We start from the raw sequence: 16,053 nt of genomic DNA on the forward strand, positions 1-16,053 counted from the left end.
ATGTTGGCGAAGGCGAACGAAGGCAAGGACCGGTTATCGGCCCTATCGGCCGCGGATCAGCTGGCGCAGCTGGAAGCGGTTGGGGTGGCAGGCCTCGGCCACGCTGCGCGGCAGCGGCAGCGGCTCGTCGTTCAGCCAGGCGGCCAGCAGCTCGCCACACAGCGGCGCGCTGATCAGTCCGCGTGAGCCGTGGCCGCTGTTGACATAGAGGCCGTCCAGCCAGGGGCAGGGGGTATCCGGCACCTGGCGGGCATCCTTGCCGAGTACCGCATAGGCGCTGGCGAAGGCCTGGCGGTCGGCCAGCGGGCCGACGATCGGCAGGTAGTCCGGGCTGGTGCAGCGGAAGGCGGCGCGGCCCTGCAGCTGCGCCGGGTCGAGCCGGTCGACCTGCAGGCGTTGGCACAGGTCGCCGGAGATTTCCCGCAGCAGTTCGAGGTTGCCGGCATGTTCGGCGCTGGTCGGCGCCAGGTCGTCGCTGTGGAAGTCGAAGCTGGCGCCGAGGGTGTGCTCGCCCGCCCGCGGCGGGGCCACATAGCCCTCGGCACAGACCACGCAGGCCAGTTTGCTGCTGCTCTCGGTCTGCGGCAGGCGGCTGATCTGCCCGCGGATGCGTTTGAGCGGCAGGGCGCTGGCGGCGGCGAAGCGCTTCACCTCGGCGGCGCCGGCCAGCACCGCGACCGGCGCTTCGGCCAGCAGACGCTCGCCGTCGCGGGCCTGCCAGCACCCGTCGACCCGCTCCAGCTGCAGCGCCTCGCTGTGCAGCAGCAGCTGGATGTTCGGCTGGCTGGCCAGCAGGCGGCACAGGGCCGGCGGGTGTACCCAGCCGGCGTCCGGGTAGAACAGGCCGCCGGCGGGCAGGGCGATGCCGGCGCGGGCCTCGGCCTGCTCCCGGCTCAGGGCTTGCAGCAGGTCGGCGGGGAAGGCCGCCGCCAGGTGCGCCTGGCGCTCGCCTTCCTGGGCGTCGAAGGCCAGTTGCAGCACGCCGCAGGCGTCCCAGTCCTGTGGCCGCGGCAGGCGTTCGAGCAGGCGCCGGGTGTGGCCGAAGCCGCTGAGCACCAGCTGCGACAGGGCGGTGCCGTGGGCCGAGAGCTTCAGGTAGAGCACGCCCTGCGGGTTGCCGGAGGCTTCCTGGGCGACCGCGTCGTGGCGCTCCAGCAGGCTCACCTGCCAGCCGCGGGCGGCCAGGCTGGCTGCCGTGGCGCAACCGGCCAGGCCGGCGCCGATCACCAGCGCCCGGCGCTGCGCGGGGGGCGTTGCCGGGCGGGCGAACCAGGGCTTGGCCGGCGCCGGAGCGGGGCCGGCATAGTCGCCGCGCAGGTTCTCCCACTTGGTGCCATGGCCGGGCACGCGGCGCATGGCGAAGCCGGCGGCGGCCAGGCCGCGGCGCACGAAGCCGGTGCTGGCGAAGGTGCCCAGGCGGGTGCCGGGGACGGACAGGCGGGCGAGCTGGTCGAACAGTGCCTGGCTCCACATCTCCGGGTTCTTGGCCGGGGCGAAGCCGTCGAGGAACCACACGTCGATGCGCGCATCCAGTTGCGGCAGCAGCTCCAGGGCGTCGCCGATCAGCAGGGTGAGGATCACCCGGCCGCCGGCCAGGACCAGGCGCTGGAAGCCGGCATGGATGGCCACGTACTGTTCCAGCAGTTGCGCCGCCCAGGGCGCCAGTTCCGGCCACAGGGCCAGGGCGCGCTGCAGGTCGGCGCGGCGCAGCGGGTATTTTTCCACGCTGACGAAGTGCAGTTGGGCGTCGGCCGGCGCGCACTGTTCGAACAGTTGCCAGGCGCAGAGGAAGTTGGTGCCGGTGCCGAAGCCGGTCTCGCCGATGACCAGGCGTCCACCGGCGGGCAGGGCGGCGCAGCGCTCGGCCAGCTGGGTGTTGCCGAGGAACACGTGGCGGGTCTCGCCGAGGCCGTCTTCGCGGGCAAAGTAGACATCGTCGAACTGGCGCGACAGGGGCTGGCCCTGTTCCGTCCAGTCGAGCTGGGCGTGGTGGATAGCGGTCATGGCGAAAGGTGCTGGCAGCCTGGAGCAAGGCGCGCATTGTAGCCGGAACTGTAGGCAGGTTCGCGGCTGTCGGCGTAGGCTTGGCGCTGCCGAATCCGCTAGGCTGAGCGGGTCAGACCAAGGAGCTGCAGATGTTCGAATCCGCCGAGCTGGGCCATGCCATCGACGAGGAAACCTACAACAGGGAAGTGCCGATACTGCGCGAGGCGCTGCTGGAGGCGCAGTACGAGCTGAAGCAGCAGGGGCGCTTCCCGGTGATCATCCTGATCAACGGGGTGGAAGGCGCGGGCAAGGGCGAGACGGTCAAGCTGCTCAACGAGTGGATGGACCCGCGCCTGATCCAGGTCAGCACCTTCGACCGGCAGACCGACGAGGAGCTGGCGCGGCCGCCGGCCTGGCGCTTCTGGCGGCAGCTGCCGCCCAAGGGGCGGATCGGCATCTTCTTCGGCAATTGGTACAGCCAGATGCTCCAGGGGCGGGTGCACGGGCGCATCAAGACCGCCGTGCTGGACCAGGCCATCGACAGCGCCCTGAGCCTGGAGCAGATGCTCTGCGACGAAGGTGCGCTGATCTTCAAGTTCTGGTTCCACCTGTCCAAGAAGCAGATGAAGACCCGCCTCAAGACGCTGCGGGATGACCCGCTGCACAGCTGGCGCATCAGCCCGCTGGACTGGCAGCAGTCGGAAACCTACGACCGTTTCGTGCGGTTCGGCGAGCGCGTGCTGCGCCGCAGCAGCCGCGACTTTGCGCCCTGGTACGTGGTCGAGGGGGCCGACGAGCATTACCGCAGCCTGATGGTCGGACGCATTCTCCTCGACGGCCTGCAGGCGGCGCTCAAGGTGAAGAAGCGGCGCCCGCCGCAGCCCCATGTGGCCCCGCTGGCGGCCAGCCTGGACAACCTCGCCCTGCTCAACAGCCTGGACATGAGCCAGAGCCTGGACAAGGACGACTACCAGGAGCAGCTGGCGGCCGAGCAGGCCCGCCTGGCCGGCCTGATGCGCGACAAGCGCATGCGCCGGCACGCCCTGGTGGCGGTGTTCGAGGGCAACGATGCGGCCGGCAAGGGTGGCGCCATTCGCCGCGTGGCGGCGGCGCTCGACCCGCGCCAGTACCGCATCGTGCCGGTGGCCGCGCCCACCGAGGAGGAGCGCGCGCAGCCCTACCTCTGGCGCTTCTGGCGGCATATCCCGGCGCGCGGCAATTTCACCGTGTTCGACCGCTCCTGGTATGGCCGGGTGCTGGTGGAGCGGGTCGAGGGTTTCTGCGAACCGAGCGACTGGCTGCGCGCCTACAGCGAGATCAACGACTTCGAGGAGCAGCTCAGCGACGCCGGCGTGGTACTGGTCAAGTTCTGGCTGGCCATCGACCAGGACACCCAGTTCCAGCGCTTCAAGGAGCGCGAGCAGATCGCCTTCAAGCGCTTCAAGATCACCGAGGAAGACTGGCGCAATCGCGACAAGTGGCAGGACTACTGCGACGCGGTGGGCGACATGGTCGATCGCACCAGCACCGCCATCGCGCCCTGGACCCTGGTCGAGGCCAACGACAAGCGCTTTGCCCGGGTCAAGGTGCTGCGCACGATCAACGAGGCGCTGGAAAAGGCCTTTGCCAAGGATTGAGGTCGGGGATGCTCCGTGCGGCTGGCGCTGCACGGGCGGAAGAGGGCGCTCAGTTCACCCGGCTTTCGATGACGTCACTGCCCTGCTGGATGCGGCGGATGTAGTGGGTGATCTCGCGTTCGGCATCGACCCGGGTGAAGTACGGACCTTCCAGGGTGCCTTCGCGGGTGGAGAAGAAATACTGGCCGTTGACGGCGCTGAGCCGCTCGCTGCGGTAGTGCGTACCAGGCGCGGGATCGACATGGCGCTGACCGAACATGATGGAGTCTCCTGCAAGAGGATAAGCTGTTTTCAGTCTAGCGTTTGCAGACCGGCGGGCCATGCTGCGCGACAGGCGGTCGAGTTTCGCCCGAGTACGCCGCGCCGGCCTGCGCTTTTCCAGGCCTGGTCTACGCCGGCGACGTGCCGGGGTGGCACAGTTACGGGCTGACCACCCGGTCAACTGTGTCTGTGTGCAGCGCCGTTCTGCGCCTAGAATGAGCCCCTGCTGCGCTCCCGCTGGGAGACCGCGTTCCTGTCGAGGCTGTCATGCACGTTTCCTCCGGCCGTTGGCTCTACGGCCTGCTTCTCGCCCTGACCACCGCGCTGCTGTGGGGCATCCTGCCGATCAAGCTGAAGGAAGTGCTGCGGGTACTCGACCCGATCACCGTTACCTGGTTTCGCCTGCTCGGCGCCGGCCTGCTGCTGCTCGTCTGGCTGACGCTGAGCCGGCGCCTGCCGCGCTTTGCCGCGCTCGGGCGCAAGGGGGGCTGGTTGCTGCTGCTGGCGATTGCCGGGATGGTGGCCAACTACGTGCTCTACCTGGTCGGTCTCAACCTGCTCAGCCCGGGTACCACCCAGCTGGTGATCCAGATGGCGCCGATCCTGTTTCTGATCGCCAGCCTGTTCGTCTTCCGCGAGTCGTTCAGCCGGGCCCAGGGCATCGGCCTGGGCATCCTGCTGCTGGGCTTCGGCCTGTTCTTCAACCAGCGCTTGCACGAGCTGCTGACCTCGCTGACGGCCTACACCAGCGGCGTGCTGATCGTGCTGCTGGCGGCCTTCCTCTGGACCTTCTACGGCCTGGCGCAGAAGCAGTTGCTGACCGTGTGGAACTCGCTGCAGGTGATGATGGTGATCTACCTGGCCTGCGCCCTGCTGCTCACGCCTTGGGCGCGGCCGCTGCAGGCGTTGCAGCTCAGCCCGGTGCAGGGCTGGCTGCTGCTGGCCTGCTGCCTGAACACCCTGGTGGCCTACGGCGCCTTCGCCGAGGCGCTGGCGCACTGGGAGGCTTCGCGGGTCAGCGCGACCCTGTCGATCACCCCGCTGGTGACCTTCGCCGCCGTCGCCGTGTCGGCCAGCCTGTGGCCCGCGCACGTGCAGCCGGAGCAGATCAACTGGCTGGCCTACGGCGGCGCGCTGCTGGTGGTGCTGGGCTCGGCCCTGACCGCACTGGGGCCTTCGCTGCTGGCCGGCTGGCGGGCGCGCAAGGCCCGCCAGCTGACGCAACTCTAAGGTCTGTGCAGGGTGCGCCGTGCGCACCCGGGTGAGTGGACCGCCCGCGGGTTCAGGCGCGCACGCCCAGGCGTTCGGCGCGGCGCAGCCAGTCCTGACGCTGTTCCTCGGAGGAGGGGCGCACCGGGGCGAATTCGGCCAGGCGGCGGGTTTTGATGCCGCTGAAGCCGAGGATGGTGCGGGTCATCTGCCGGTGCGCCGGCGCGCCGTAGATCCAGCGGAAGTACCAGGGCGGGGTGTCCAGGGTCACCAGCAGGTCGGCGGTGCGCCCGCTGAGCAGCTTGTCCCACAGCTGCGAGCGGTTGCGGTACTTGAAGGCGAAGCCGGGCAGGAACACCCGGTCGAAGAACCCCTTGAGCAGGGCCGGCACGCCGCCCCACCAGACCGGGTAGACGAACACCAGGTGCTCGGCCCAGTGGATCTGCCGCTGGGCTTCGAGCAGGTCGGGCTCCAGGGTCTGGCCCTGGCTGTAGCCGTCGCGCAGGATCGGGTCGAACTGCAGTTCGCCCAGCCGGAGCTGGCGCACCACATGGCCTTCGCCGCGCGCGCCGCTGCTGTAGGCCTCGGCCAGGGCGTGGCAGAGGCTGTCGGACTTGGGCGTGCCGAGGATCAGCAGGATCCGCTTGCCGTCGCCTTCCAGTGGGGTGGCGCCGCTTTTCCCTTCTTCAACCATGTTGACCAGACTCCAGCATGTCTTGCGGGCGTACCCAGGCGTCGAATTGTTCGTTGTTCAGATGGCCCAGCTGCAGGGCCGCTTCGCGCAGGCTGAGGCCTTCGGCGTAGGCCTTCTTGGCGATCTCGGCGGCCTTGTCGTAGCCGATGTGCGGGTTCAGCGCGGTGACCAGCATCAGCCCGCGTTCCAGGTGCGCGGCCATCTGTGCGGCGTCCGGCTGCAGGCCGGCGATGCAGTGCTGGTTGAAGTTGCGGCAGCCATCGGCCAGCAGGCGGATCGACTGCAGCAGGTTGTGGATGATCACCGGCTTGAACACGTTGAGCTGCAGGTGGCCCTGGCTGGCGGCGAAGGCGACGCTGACGTCGTTGCCCAGCACCTGGCAGGCGAGCATCGACAGCGCCTCGCACTGGGTCGGGTTGACCTTGCCGGGCATGATCGAGCTGCCCGGCTCGTTGGCCGGCAGGCGCACCTCGGCGAAGCCGGCGCGCGGCCCGGAGCCGAGCAGGCGCAGGTCGTTGGCGATCTTCATCAGCGCCACGGCCAGGGTCTTCAGGGCGCCGGACAGGCTGACCAGCGGCTCGTGCCCGGCCAGGGCGGCGAACTTGTTCGGTGCGCTGACCAGGGGCAGGCCGCTGAGGCTGGCCAGCTCGGCGGCCATGGCCTCGGCAAAGCCGTGCGGGGCGTTGAGCCCGGTGCCCACCGCGGTGCCGCCCTGGGCCAGCTCGCAGACGGCCGGCAGGCAGGCGCGTATGGCCCGCTCGGCGTAGTCGAGCTGGGCGACGAAGGCCGACAGTTCCTGGCCGAAGGTGATCGGCGTGGCATCCATCAGGTGGGTGCGCCCGGTCTTGACCAGATCCATGTGCCGCGCCGCCTGCGCGGCCAGGCCGCCGGACAGTTCGGCGATGGCCGGCAGCAGGTCGTGCTGCACGGCCTGCACGGCGGCGATGTGCATGGCGGTGGGGAAGCTGTCGTTGGAACTCTGCGCGCGGTTGACGTGGTCGTTGGGGTGCACCGGGCTCTTGCCGCCGCGGCCCTGGCCGGCCAGCTCGTTGGCGCGCCCGGCGAGCACTTCGTTGACGTTCATGTTGCTCTGCGTGCCGCTGCCGGTCTGCCAGACCACCAGGGGGAACTGCTGGTCATGCTGGCCGGCCAGCACTTCGTCGGCGGCCTGCTCGATCAGCTGGGCGATGTCCGCGGCGAGCTCGCCGTTGCGCTGGTTGACCCGGGCGGCGGCCTTCTTGATCAGGGCCAGGGCATGCACCACGGCCAGCGGCATGCGCTGCTCGCCGATGGCGAAGTTGAGCAGCGAGCGCTGGGTCTGGGCGCCCCAGTAAGCCTCGGTGGGGACTTCGATGGCGCCGATGCTGTCGGTTTCGATGCGGCTCATGGGTTTTCTCCTGGTGGGCTTGGCGCAGTTTAGGCCGCGCCGCGCCGCAGGGGTTCCCGCCTGTCTCTATCGGCGCTATTACCAGCGCGCATGGGTGGCGCCGACCCAGCCGTAGGCGCCGTTCACCGGCACCTTCTTGCCCTGCGGGTCGCGCAGCAGGCCATCGAAGCGGCCGAACCACTGGCGGGTATCGGCATAGAACGGGCCGATCTGCGGGTAGGCCTGGTGCTGTTGGCGCGGGCTGAAGGTCAGCTCGACCTGCCCGCTGGCGCTGCTCAGGCGCCAGGGCTCCAGCGCGCCCTGGGGGTTCTGCTCGATCCGCACCGGCTCCTCGAGGTGCAGCAGTTCGCCACCGAACCACAGGGCGTTCTCCGACAGGCCGCTGGCGTCGCACCAGCCGCTGCCGAAGTTGCCGGCGATGCCGCCGGGGGCGGCGAAGGCGGCGCGGGTCCAGTGGCTGCTCAGGGGCCAGACGCCGCGGGCGAAGTCCAGCGAGGCGAAGCTCTGCCCCGGCAGGCAGCTGTAGTGGCGCTCGCCCAGTTGCAGGTGGCCGGTCACCGGCAGGCCGAGCTGGCGGCAGGAGGCGTGAAAGGTCCGCTCGCCCATGGGGCAGACCAGGTTGACCGACTCCAGGTGGCTGGGGCGCTGGATTTCCAGGGCCACCTGCAGCGGCTGGCCGCCGATGTCCGCGGCGACCACGGTCAGGCGCACCGAGGAGCCGCGGTCGTCGGCCCGCAGGTGCAGGCGGCTGTGGCGGAACTCGTGGCTTTCCAGGGGGGTGTCGGGCAGGTCGCAGCCGCGACCGAGCGGGCGCAGGTGCTTGCGGCTGGCCAATATGCCGCTGTCGAGGTCGAGGAAGTGGGCGGCGCCGTAGCTCAGGTAGTCGAGGTCGGCGAAGGTCAGGGCCAGCATCCACTGCGGGGTGGTGATGCACCAGTGGTTCCAGCGCTTGCGCCGGCCGAAATGCCCGGGAATGGCGCAGTGCACGGCCGGACGCGGCGACCAGCCAACGGCCTGCGGGTTCAGCTGACCGCGGGCATCGCACAATGGCTGCAGGGTGGGAAAGGTGAAGCTGTTCATCAGACACGTCCGTGTGTGAAGCGTTACCGGGCTGTTCCGGTGACTGACAGGAGGGCTACCGCTCGAATGGCGCGCAGCATGCCCGCATGCCGTCAGGATGGGCAAGTACTGGCCATTTGACAACCGCCGAGCGGTCCTTCCGTCAGGCCCCGGCTTGAGCGGCGCCGGTGCTGGGCGCAGAATGTGCGCCGCGAACTTTTTCCCTTACCTGGTCAGGAATTGCCATGAGCCGTCTGCGCTTTCTTTGTTCCGCTCTGCTGCTGGTCGCCAGCGGCCCGGTGTTTGCCGATGCGGCCAGCCACGCGGCCCAGGCCGAACGTTTTCTCGAACTGACCCGTGCCGACAAGCTCACCATGCCGGTGTATGCCCAGGTGCAGCAGATGTTCGCCCAGCGCTTTGCCGAGGCGCAGGCGCCGCAAAGCCAGCGCGCGGTGCTCGAAGGCTACCAGGCCAAGGCCAACGCGGCGCTCGACCGCGCCATCGGCTGGGACAAGCTGGAGCCCGACATGGTGCGCCTGTACACCAGCAACTTCAGCGAAACCGAGCTGAAGGAGCTGATGGCCTTCTACCAGAGCCCGCTGGGGCGCAAGGTGCTGGAGAAGATGCCGACGCTGGCGGCGCAGTCGGTACAGATCTCCCAGGCGCGTCTGCAGCCGGCCGTACCGGAGGTGAACAAGCTGCTCACCGAGATGTCTGCCGAACTGCAGAAACCCAAAGCCAAGCCCTGAGGAGCCGGACATGAGCATGCGCGAGAAGATCCAGCAGGCCCTAGAAGCCCTGCAGCCGAATTACCTCGATGTTCTGGATGAAAGCCACATGCACAGCCGGGGCCAGGAAACCCACTACAAGGCGGTGGTGGTCAGCGACCTGTTTGCCGGCCTGAATGCGGTCAAGCGCCACCAGAAGGTGTATGCCAGCCTCGGCGAACTGATGCCGCAGTTTCATGCCCTGGCGCTGCACACCTACACCGTGCAGGAGTGGGCGGAGCAGGGCGGGGCGCCGGATTCGCCGACCTGCAAGGGCGGCAGCCAGCACGACTACTGAAAGGCCGCGCGCACCGTCGATCCAGCCCGGGTGCGCCGCCTGCCGCCATTGCGTTAAGATTGCCCCCGCGCCGGCCTCAGCCGGCGCTGTCGTTTAACCACCCCCGGTCCGCCCTTTGCGCGGGCGACCACTGGAGAGATTGTTCCTGATGACTGCCAAGATCGTCGTGGCGGCGCTGTACAAGTTCGTGTCCCTGCCGGACTACGAGGCGCTGCGCGAACCCCTGCTGCAAACCCTGCTCGACAACGCCATCAAAGGCACCCTGCTGTTGGCCGAAGAAGGCATCAACGGCACCGTGTCCGGCAGCCGCGAAGGCATCGACGGCCTGCTCGCCTGGTTCCGCCAGGACGCCCGCCTGGCCGATATCGACCATAAAGAATCCTACTGCGATGAGCAGCCGTTCTACCGCACCAAGGTCAAGCTGAAGAAGGAAATCGTCACCCTCGGCGTGCCGGGCGTGGACCCCAACAGCAAGGTCGGCACTTACGTCGAGCCGCAGGACTGGAATGCCCTGATCAGCGACCCCGAGGTGCTGCTGATCGACACCCGCAACGACTACGAGGTGGCCATCGGCACCTTCGAGGGCGCCATCGACCCCAAGACCAAGTCGTTCCGCGAGTTCCCCGAGTACATCAAGGCCCACTTCGATCCGAGCAAGCACAAGAAGGTGGCGATGTTCTGCACCGGCGGCATCCGCTGCGAGAAGGCCTCCAGCTACATGCTCGGCGAGGGCTTCGAGGAGGTCTATCACCTCAAGGGCGGCATCCTCAAATACCTCGAGCAAGTGCCGCAGGATGCGACCAAGTGGCGCGGCGACTGCTTCGTATTCGACAACCGGGTCACCGTGCGCCACGATTTGAGCGAAGGCGACTACGACCAGTGCCATGCCTGCCGCAATCCGATCTCCGTCGAGGATCGCCAGTCCGAGCACTATGCTCCCGGCATCAGCTGCCCGCACTGCTGGGATAGCCTGTCGGAGAAGACCCGCACCAGCGCCCGCGAACGGCAGAAGCAGATCGAGATCGCCAAGGCGCGCAACCTGCCGCACCCCATCGGTTACAACTACAAGGCCGTCGACCAGTAAGGATCAGCCTGTGCGCCCACCCCGCCTGCTCTATGTGATGGACCCCATGTGCTCCTGGTGCTGGGGCTTCGCCCCGGTGGTCGAGGCGTTGGCGCAGCAGGCCGGCGCGGCGGGCGTGCCGCTGCATTTCGTCATGGGTGGTTTGCGCCAGGAGCGCGCGGCGCTGGATGCGGCGGGCAGGGTGCGTATCCTCGCCCACTGGCAGGCGGTGAATGCGCGCACCGGGCAATTGTTCGACTTCGCTGCCGCGCTGCCCGACGGCCTGGTCTACAACACCGAGCCGGCCTGCCGGGCGCTGGTCACCGCGCGCAGCGTCGACGAGCAGAGCGTGGCGCCGCTGGCCCGCCTGATCCAGCAGGCCTTCTACGGCGCAGGCCGCGATGTCACCCGCGCCCAGGTGCTGGTGGCGCTGGCCGAAGAGGCCGGCATCCCGCGCATCGAGTTCGCCGAGCTATTCGACAGCGAGCAGATGTACGCGGCCACCGCCGCCGATTCTGCCTGGGCTCAGGACCTCGGCATCGCCGGCTTCCCCACCCTGCTGGCCGAGCGTGACGGCCAGCTGGCCCTGCTGACCAACGGCTACCAGCCCCTTGAGGTACTGGCGCCGATGCTCGAGCGCTGGCTGGCGCGGGGGCAGCGTGGCTGACCGGCTGAGCTGGGCGGAGATCCGCCAGCTGGCCTTGCGTCATCGCAAGGCGTTGCTGCTGGCCAACCTGGTCGCCGTCTTCGCCACCCTGTGCAGTGTGCCGATCCCGCTGCTGCTGCCGCTGCTGGTGGATGAAGTGCTGCTTGGCGATGGCACGGCCGCGCTGCGGGTCATGGACCGTTTCCTGCCCGCGGCCTGGGAGGGCGCAGCCGGTTACATCGGCCTGATGCTGGTGCTGACCCTGCTGCTGCGCCTGGGCGCGCTGGCCAGCAACGTGCTGCAGGCGCGCCTGTTCGCGCGGCTGTCCAAGGATGTGATCTACCGCCTGCGTATCCGCCTGATCGAGCGGCTCAAGCGCATCGCCCTCAGCGAGTACGAGAACCTCGGCGGCGGCACGGTCAGTGCGCATCTGGTCACCGATCTGGATACCCTCGACAAGTTCATCGGCGAAACCCTGTCGCGGGTGCTGGTGGCCCTGCTGACCCTGGCAGGCACCTCGGCCATCCTGCTGTGGATGCACTGGCAGCTGGCGCTGCTGATCCTGCTGTTCAACCCGCTGGTGATCTACGCCACGGTGCAGCTGGGCAAGCAGGTCAAGCACCTGAAGAAGCTGGAGAACGACAGCACCTCGCGTTTCACCCAGGCCCTGACCGAGACCCTCGAAGCCATCCAGGAAGTGCGTGCCGGCAATCGCCAGGGCTTCTTCCTCGGTCGTCTCGGCCTGCGTGCCCGCGAGGTACGTGACTACGCGGTGGCCTCGCAGTGGAAGAGCGACGCGGCCAGCCGCAGCAGCGGCCTGCTGTTCCAGTTCGGCATCGACCTGTTCCGTGCCGCGGCGATGCTGACGGTGCTGTTCTCCGACCTATCGATCGGCCAGATGCTCGCCGTGTTCAGCTACCTGTGGTTCATGATCGGCCCGGTCGAGCAGCTGCTCAGCCTGCAGTACGCCTACTATGCCGCCGGCGGCGCGCTGCAGCGGATCAACGAGCTGCTGGCCCGGGCCGACGAGCCGCAGTACCCGGGCCACAGCGATCCGTTCGCGGGGCGCGAGACGGTGGGCATCGAGGTGCGCGGGCTGAGGTTCGCCTACCGTGACGAGCCGGTGCTGGAGGACCTCGACCTGTCCATCGCGCCCGGCGAGAAGGTGGCCATAGTCGGCGCTTCCGGGGGCGGCAAGAGCACCCTGGTGCAACTGCTGCTCGGCCTGTACTCGGCCCAGGCCGGGAGCATCCGCTACGGCGGCGCCAGCCTGGAGGAGATCGGCCTGGAGCGGGTGCGCGAGCATGTGGCGGTGGTGCTGCAGCATCCGGCGCTGTTCAACGACACGGTGCGGGCCAACCTGTGCATGGGCCGCGAGCGCGCGGACCAGGCCTGCTGGCAGGCGCTGGAAATCGCCCAGTTGGCAGGCAGCATCCGTGCATTGCCGGATGGCCTCGATAGCATCGTCGGGCGTTCCGGCGTACGCCTGTCCGGCGGCCAGCGTCAGCGCCTGGCCGTGGCGCGCATGGTGCTGGCCGATCCCAAGGTGGTGATCCTCGACGAAGCCACCTCCGCCCTGGATGCGGCCACCGAATATGCCCTGCACCAGGCCCTGGCCAGCTTCCTCAATGGCCGCACCACGCTGATCATCGCCCACCGCCTGAGCGCGGTGAAACAGGCCGACCGCGTACTGGTGTTCGATGGCGGGCGGATCGCCGAAGACGGCGATCACCAGCAGCTGATTGCCGAGGGCGGGCTGTACGCCAAGCTTTACGGGCACCTGCAGCACTAGCTGGACAGGGCCGTAGATACGCGTTCATCGGCCAGTGGCGCAGCATGCCGATGCGGCTAATACACTGACAGCTTGGGGGTTATGAACGAACTCGAGGAGAGGCGATCATGACGAAGCTTAAGCGGGTCTTGGCCTTGTCGGCCTGCGCCGTGCTGTTGTCGGCGGGCATGCCGGCGCAAGTCAATCCACTGATCGACTCGGCTTATGCGCGAGGCGGCGGCAATGGCGGCGGGAATGGTGGTGGTCATGGTGGCGGCCACGGTGGCGGTCATGGTGGTGGCCACGGTGGGGGTCCGGGTGGCGGCGGGCAAGGTGGTATCGGTGCCGGCCATGGCGCGACGGGTGTCGGTCACGGTCACGGCGTCGGCGCAGGCAATGGTCTGGGGCAGGGGAAAGGACAGGGGCATGGGGCGGCGACTTCGGCGGCGGCCCGTTCCACTGAAACCACCGGGCTGGCCAAGGCGATGTCGGTGGTCGCCACTACACCGGCTGCCATTGCCGCAGCGCTGGGATTGGACAGGGCCTTCGAGTCGAGCAGCAAGCATGACGATGACATCGGTGATGATGTCGATCATATCGACGATGACGACGATGGCGATCTGGATTGACGGCCTCTGACTCCGCCACGGACCCATGCGCCACAGGCCGGCATGGGCCGGCCTGCTAGGCGCTGGGCTTAGTGCAGCTGGCCCTGTTCCCAGCGCTGCTCGCTGCTCGCCAGAGCCTCCGAGATGGCCGAGAGCTGGGTGGAGGGTAGTTGCTCGGGCAGCGGGTCCAGGCCGACGCTGGCGAACAGCTGACCGTAGCTGTTGCGCAGTTCGGCATAGGCCAGGTCGCGACGCAGATCGGCTTGCAGGGCATTGAGTTCACCCTGGATCAGTTCCAGTTCGCCAATTCCCTGGGCCTGGTAGCGATTGCGCAATTGCTCGGCGATCTGGCTGTCCAGGCCGGCCAGTTCCTGGCTGGTGTGGAATTGGCGCTGCGCCTCGTTGAAGTTGGCATTGGCCACGTAGAGTTGCGCCAAAACTGCCATCGACATCGCCTGGCGGCGGGCCTGGGCGACGGATTCGCCGGCCTTGGCCACATCGATGGCGGCAGGGGCGGAGAGCACGTTGAACAGGTTCCAGGTGACCTTCACGCCATAGTCGGCCCAGCCTTGGTTGACCAGGAAACTGTTGCTGTCGTAGTGCCCGCCGGCGGCAAACTCCAGGCCCGGCAGCAGGCGCAACATGGCCTTGCGGGTTTCTGCCGCGCTGATGCGGGCCTGATAGTCCTGCTCGCGCAGTTCCGGGCGATTGGCCAGGGCTTCCTGTTCGAGCAGGGCCAGGTCTACCTTGAGTTCCGGCACCGGGTAGTCCTCGCTGGCGGCCAGGGTCAGGTCGCTGCCCATGGGCAGGTTGATCAGGGTCGCCAGTTCGGTCTTGGCCAGGGACAGGGCGCGGCGCTGGTCTTCCAGCTGGCGCGTGGCCTCGATCAGCGCGCGCTGGTAACTGAGGGCCTGGATCGGGTCGCCGATGCGCTGCTCGCTGAGGCGCTGGCTGTTGCCGCGGGCCTGGTCGACGCGGGCCATCAGGCTGTCGATCTGCTTGAGCAGACGCTCGGCGGCGACGGCGCGCCAGTAGGCCGAACGCACGTCCTGGATGATGGTGTGGATCACCTTGCGCCGGCGTTCCTGCACGATCAGGCGCTGGTCACCCTGCTGCTTGGCGCTGATGTAGCTGACGCCGAAGTCCAGCACGTTCCACACCATGGTCAGGTCTGCCACACGCCGGTTGCGGTCCTGGGAGGTGGACGGCTCGAGGGACTGGGTGCCGGTTTTAACGCTTTCGCTGCTGGAGGCGCTGACGTTGTCACGACCGGCATAACCGGCAGACAGCGCCATGCGCGGCAGCATGTCGAACGTGGCGAGGTCCACCTGGCGCTGGGCCAGGGCTTCCTCCATCACCTTCAGGCGCCCCTCGAGGTTGTACCTGACGGCGCGGGCCATGGCGTCATGCAGGGTCAGCGGGCCGCTTAGCGGCTCCTGATCCTTGAACATGCTCTGCAGGTCTTGTTGTGCGCGGGTTTCGCTGGCGCTGCGCTCGATCGGTTGGCTGGTGACTGCGCAGCCGCTGATGGCCAGCGCAAGCAGGCTGACCCCGAACAGTTTCTGGCTCTTATTCATCCTTGGGCCGCCCCCTTGTCACGGCTCAATCCTTCATTCGAACTTGTAGTTGTATTCAGACTCGTGACCCAGCAGCGTCGAATTGACCCAATGCCTGGGCCAGTTCACGTAGCGGACGTTGTTCGTTTTCATGCAGCTCATGCAACTGTTGGCCCAGTGTCGGCACCCCCATAGTCCGGCCACCCCCGGTAGCGCCGCCGGAGCCCCATTTCTTGCCGTCGAAGACCTCCAGTTGCTCGGACTCCTGCATGGCATCCTCGCCGAAGACGTTGGACAGGCTGCTGGAGCCGAACACCCCGGCATCGCCGCCGCCAAAGCCGAGGAAGCCGCTTCCCGAACCATCGCCGCCGACATCGCTGGAGCTACTGGCGAAGACCTGGGCGATGAAGCTGGGTGCCAGGGCGCCATGGTTGATGAAGATGTTGCCCAGCGTAGGAATGCCACTGCCCAGGGTCGGCACCTCGAACAGTGGAGGCGGCAGCAGGGGCGAGATGATCGGCAATGGCGCGGGTGGAACGAGCGGTTGCAGTGGCGTGGTTGGTGCATCAACGACCACCGCGGGCGGATAGGCCCGGAACTCCGGGTCGCCATTGTCGATGACCAGCACTGGCGCCGTGTCGATGGCGTAGTTGTTGGAGGTGGTACTGCCCGTGCCGGAATTGCCGGCCAGATCGGCCAGGCCGCTGTTGTCGAGGGTGATCAGGTTGGTCGGGTCGGTGATTTCGGCCCTCGGGGTTAGCGTGGCGGTCCAGGTGATGCCGCCGTCGCTGCTGCTCAGGTTGGACAGGCTGCCGTTGGTCACGCTCAGATCGGCCAGGTCGAAGCCGGAAACCGCTTCACTGAAGGTAATGGTGACGCTGGTCGTCTCGCCGATAGCCAGTGTGCTGTCGGCCACCACGATGGTTGCCGTGGGGCGGGTCGTGTCGATGGCATAGTTGCTGGAAGTGGTGCTGCCCGTGCCGGTATTGCCGGCCAAATCGGCCAGGCCACTGTTGTCGAGGGTGATCAGGTTGGTCGCGTCGGTGATTTCGGCCGTCGGGGTTAGCGTGGCGGTCCAGGTGATGCCGCCGTCGCTGCTGCTCAGGTTGGA

The 16,053-nt window shown here is 67.9% G+C and carries 15 protein-coding genes; 8 read left to right on the forward strand and 7 right to left on the reverse strand.

Annotated features, from left to right (window positions below; translation table 11 throughout):
• Positions 1 to 42: 42 nt before the first annotated feature.
• Positions 43 to 2,004 carry a bifunctional tRNA (5-methylaminomethyl-2-thiouridine)(34)-methyltransferase MnmD/FAD-dependent 5-carboxymethylaminomethyl-2-thiouridine(34) oxidoreductase MnmC gene (mnmC, locus tag F3I62_RS13715; RefSeq protein WP_160490199.1) on the reverse strand — a complete coding sequence of 654 codons (1,962 nt, stop codon included), beginning with the start codon at positions 2,002 to 2,004 and terminating at the stop codon, positions 43 to 45.
• 131 nt (positions 2,005 to 2,135) lie between these two features.
• Here mnmC and pap point away from each other — a divergent pair, with 131 nt between their 5' ends.
• Positions 2,136 to 3,623: a polyphosphate:AMP phosphotransferase gene (gene pap, locus F3I62_RS13720; RefSeq protein WP_160490200.1), complete on the forward strand. Its 1,488-nt coding sequence runs from the start codon at positions 2,136 to 2,138 to the stop codon at positions 3,621 to 3,623.
• Positions 3,624 to 3,672: 49 nt separating this feature from the next.
• On the opposite strand, the gene F3I62_RS13725 is transcribed toward pap, so the two are convergent.
• Positions 3,673 to 3,882, reverse strand: a complete 210-nt coding sequence (locus F3I62_RS13725; protein WP_160490201.1) for a DUF6316 family protein — start codon at positions 3,880 to 3,882, stop codon at positions 3,673 to 3,675.
• 269 nt (positions 3,883 to 4,151) lie between these two features.
• Here F3I62_RS13725 and F3I62_RS13730 point away from each other — a divergent pair, with 269 nt between their 5' ends.
• The gene (locus F3I62_RS13730; protein ID WP_160490202.1) at positions 4,152 to 5,114 is read left to right on the forward strand and encodes a DMT family transporter; all 963 of its coding nucleotides are present in this window, start codon (positions 4,152 to 4,154) and stop codon (positions 5,112 to 5,114) included.
• A 52-nt stretch (positions 5,115 to 5,166) separates the two neighbouring features.
• On the opposite strand, the gene F3I62_RS13735 is transcribed toward F3I62_RS13730, so the two are convergent.
• The 3 genes from F3I62_RS13735 to F3I62_RS13745 all read right to left on the reverse strand — a co-directional run bounded on the left by F3I62_RS13735 (position 5,167) and on the right by F3I62_RS13745 (position 8,254).
• Positions 5,167 to 5,787 (reverse strand): NAD(P)H-dependent oxidoreductase, encoded by a 621-nt coding sequence (locus tag F3I62_RS13735; protein WP_160490203.1) that lies wholly within the window; start codon positions 5,785 to 5,787, stop codon positions 5,167 to 5,169.
• On the reverse strand, positions 5,780 to 7,174 hold the full coding sequence (locus F3I62_RS13740; protein WP_160490204.1) for a class II fumarate hydratase: 1,395 nt from the start codon (positions 7,172 to 7,174) through the stop codon (positions 5,780 to 5,782). Before F3I62_RS13740 ends, F3I62_RS13735 begins: the two co-directional genes overlap by 8 nt.
• 78 nt (positions 7,175 to 7,252) lie before the next feature.
• A complete protein-coding gene (locus F3I62_RS13745) occupies positions 7,253 to 8,254 on the reverse strand; it encodes a DUF2804 domain-containing protein (protein WP_160490205.1) in 1,002 nt (333 codons plus the stop codon).
• 224 nt (positions 8,255 to 8,478) lie between these two features.
• Here F3I62_RS13745 and F3I62_RS13750 point away from each other — a divergent pair, with 224 nt between their 5' ends.
• From F3I62_RS13750 to F3I62_RS13775, 6 genes are all read left to right on the forward strand, one after another.
• On the forward strand, positions 8,479 to 8,982 hold the full coding sequence (locus F3I62_RS13750) for a DUF2059 domain-containing protein (protein ID WP_160490206.1): 504 nt from the start codon (positions 8,479 to 8,481) through the stop codon (positions 8,980 to 8,982).
• 10 nt (positions 8,983 to 8,992) lie between these two features.
• Positions 8,993 to 9,298, forward strand: coding sequence for a BolA family transcriptional regulator (locus F3I62_RS13755; RefSeq protein ID WP_160490207.1), 306 nt, complete (start codon positions 8,993 to 8,995; stop codon positions 9,296 to 9,298).
• A 148-nt stretch (positions 9,299 to 9,446) separates the two neighbouring features.
• Complete coding sequence (locus tag F3I62_RS13760; protein WP_160490208.1) at positions 9,447 to 10,382, forward strand: rhodanese-related sulfurtransferase; 936 nt, start codon at positions 9,447 to 9,449, stop codon at positions 10,380 to 10,382.
• A gap of 46 nt (positions 10,383 to 10,428) precedes the next feature.
• Positions 10,429 to 11,028: a DsbA family protein gene (locus tag F3I62_RS13765; protein WP_372240134.1), complete on the forward strand. Its 600-nt coding sequence runs from the start codon at positions 10,429 to 10,431 to the stop codon at positions 11,026 to 11,028.
• Positions 11,021 to 12,799 (forward strand): ABC transporter ATP-binding protein, encoded by a 1,779-nt coding sequence (locus F3I62_RS13770; RefSeq protein ID WP_160490209.1) that lies wholly within the window; start codon positions 11,021 to 11,023, stop codon positions 12,797 to 12,799. Before F3I62_RS13765 ends, F3I62_RS13770 begins: the two co-directional genes overlap by 8 nt.
• A gap of 107 nt (positions 12,800 to 12,906) precedes the next feature.
• Positions 12,907 to 13,407, forward strand: coding sequence for a hypothetical protein (locus F3I62_RS13775; RefSeq protein WP_160490210.1), 501 nt, complete (start codon positions 12,907 to 12,909; stop codon positions 13,405 to 13,407).
• A 68-nt stretch (positions 13,408 to 13,475) separates the two neighbouring features.
• On the opposite strand, the gene F3I62_RS13780 is transcribed toward F3I62_RS13775, so the two are convergent.
• Together F3I62_RS13780 and F3I62_RS13785 are read right to left on the reverse strand one after the other, a co-directional pair.
• Positions 13,476 to 14,963: a TolC family protein gene (locus tag F3I62_RS13780; protein ID WP_160490211.1), complete on the reverse strand. Its 1,488-nt coding sequence runs from the start codon at positions 14,961 to 14,963 to the stop codon at positions 13,476 to 13,478.
• A gap of 55 nt (positions 14,964 to 15,018) precedes the next feature.
• On the reverse strand, positions 15,019 to 16,053 hold a 1,035-nt coding region (locus F3I62_RS13785; protein ID WP_256667766.1), incomplete at its 5' end, for an Ig-like domain-containing protein.

The organism is Pseudomonas sp. R-28-1W-6 (assembly GCF_009799925.1).
Taxonomy (GTDB): Bacteria; Pseudomonadota; Gammaproteobacteria; order Pseudomonadales; family Pseudomonadaceae; genus Aquipseudomonas.

What these genes read in the sequence shown, in the direction of transcription:
- F3I62_RS13725 (WP_160490201.1), bottom strand. Translation starts at nt 3,882, where the DNA reads ATGTTCGGTCAGCGCCATGTCGATCCCGCGCCTGGTACGCACTACCGC.
- F3I62_RS13740 (WP_160490204.1), bottom strand. Translation starts at nt 7,174, where the DNA reads ATGAGCCGCATCGAAACCGACAGCATCGGCGCCATCGAAGTCCCCACC.
- F3I62_RS13765 (WP_372240134.1), top strand. Translation starts at nt 10,429, where the DNA reads ATGTGCTCCTGGTGCTGGGGCTTCGCCCCGGTGGTCGAGGCGTTGGCG.
- F3I62_RS13775 (WP_160490210.1), top strand. Translation starts at nt 12,907, where the DNA reads ATGACGAAGCTTAAGCGGGTCTTGGCCTTGTCGGCCTGCGCCGTGCTG.
- F3I62_RS13750 (WP_160490206.1), top strand. Translation starts at nt 8,479, where the DNA reads ATGAGCCGTCTGCGCTTTCTTTGTTCCGCTCTGCTGCTGGTCGCCAGC.
- F3I62_RS13745 (WP_160490205.1), bottom strand. Translation starts at nt 8,254, where the DNA reads ATGAACAGCTTCACCTTTCCCACCCTGCAGCCATTGTGCGATGCCCGC.
- F3I62_RS13730 (WP_160490202.1), top strand. Translation starts at nt 4,152, where the DNA reads ATGCACGTTTCCTCCGGCCGTTGGCTCTACGGCCTGCTTCTCGCCCTG.
- F3I62_RS13755 (WP_160490207.1), top strand. Translation starts at nt 8,993, where the DNA reads ATGAGCATGCGCGAGAAGATCCAGCAGGCCCTAGAAGCCCTGCAGCCG.
- F3I62_RS13735 (WP_160490203.1), bottom strand. Translation starts at nt 5,787, where the DNA reads ATGGTTGAAGAAGGGAAAAGCGGCGCCACCCCACTGGAAGGCGACGGC.
- F3I62_RS13760 (WP_160490208.1), top strand. Translation starts at nt 9,447, where the DNA reads ATGACTGCCAAGATCGTCGTGGCGGCGCTGTACAAGTTCGTGTCCCTG.
- F3I62_RS13780 (WP_160490211.1), bottom strand. Translation starts at nt 14,963, where the DNA reads ATGAATAAGAGCCAGAAACTGTTCGGGGTCAGCCTGCTTGCGCTGGCC.
- pap (WP_160490200.1), top strand. Translation starts at nt 2,136, where the DNA reads ATGTTCGAATCCGCCGAGCTGGGCCATGCCATCGACGAGGAAACCTAC.
- mnmC (WP_160490199.1), bottom strand. Translation starts at nt 2,004, where the DNA reads ATGACCGCTATCCACCACGCCCAGCTCGACTGGACGGAACAGGGCCAG.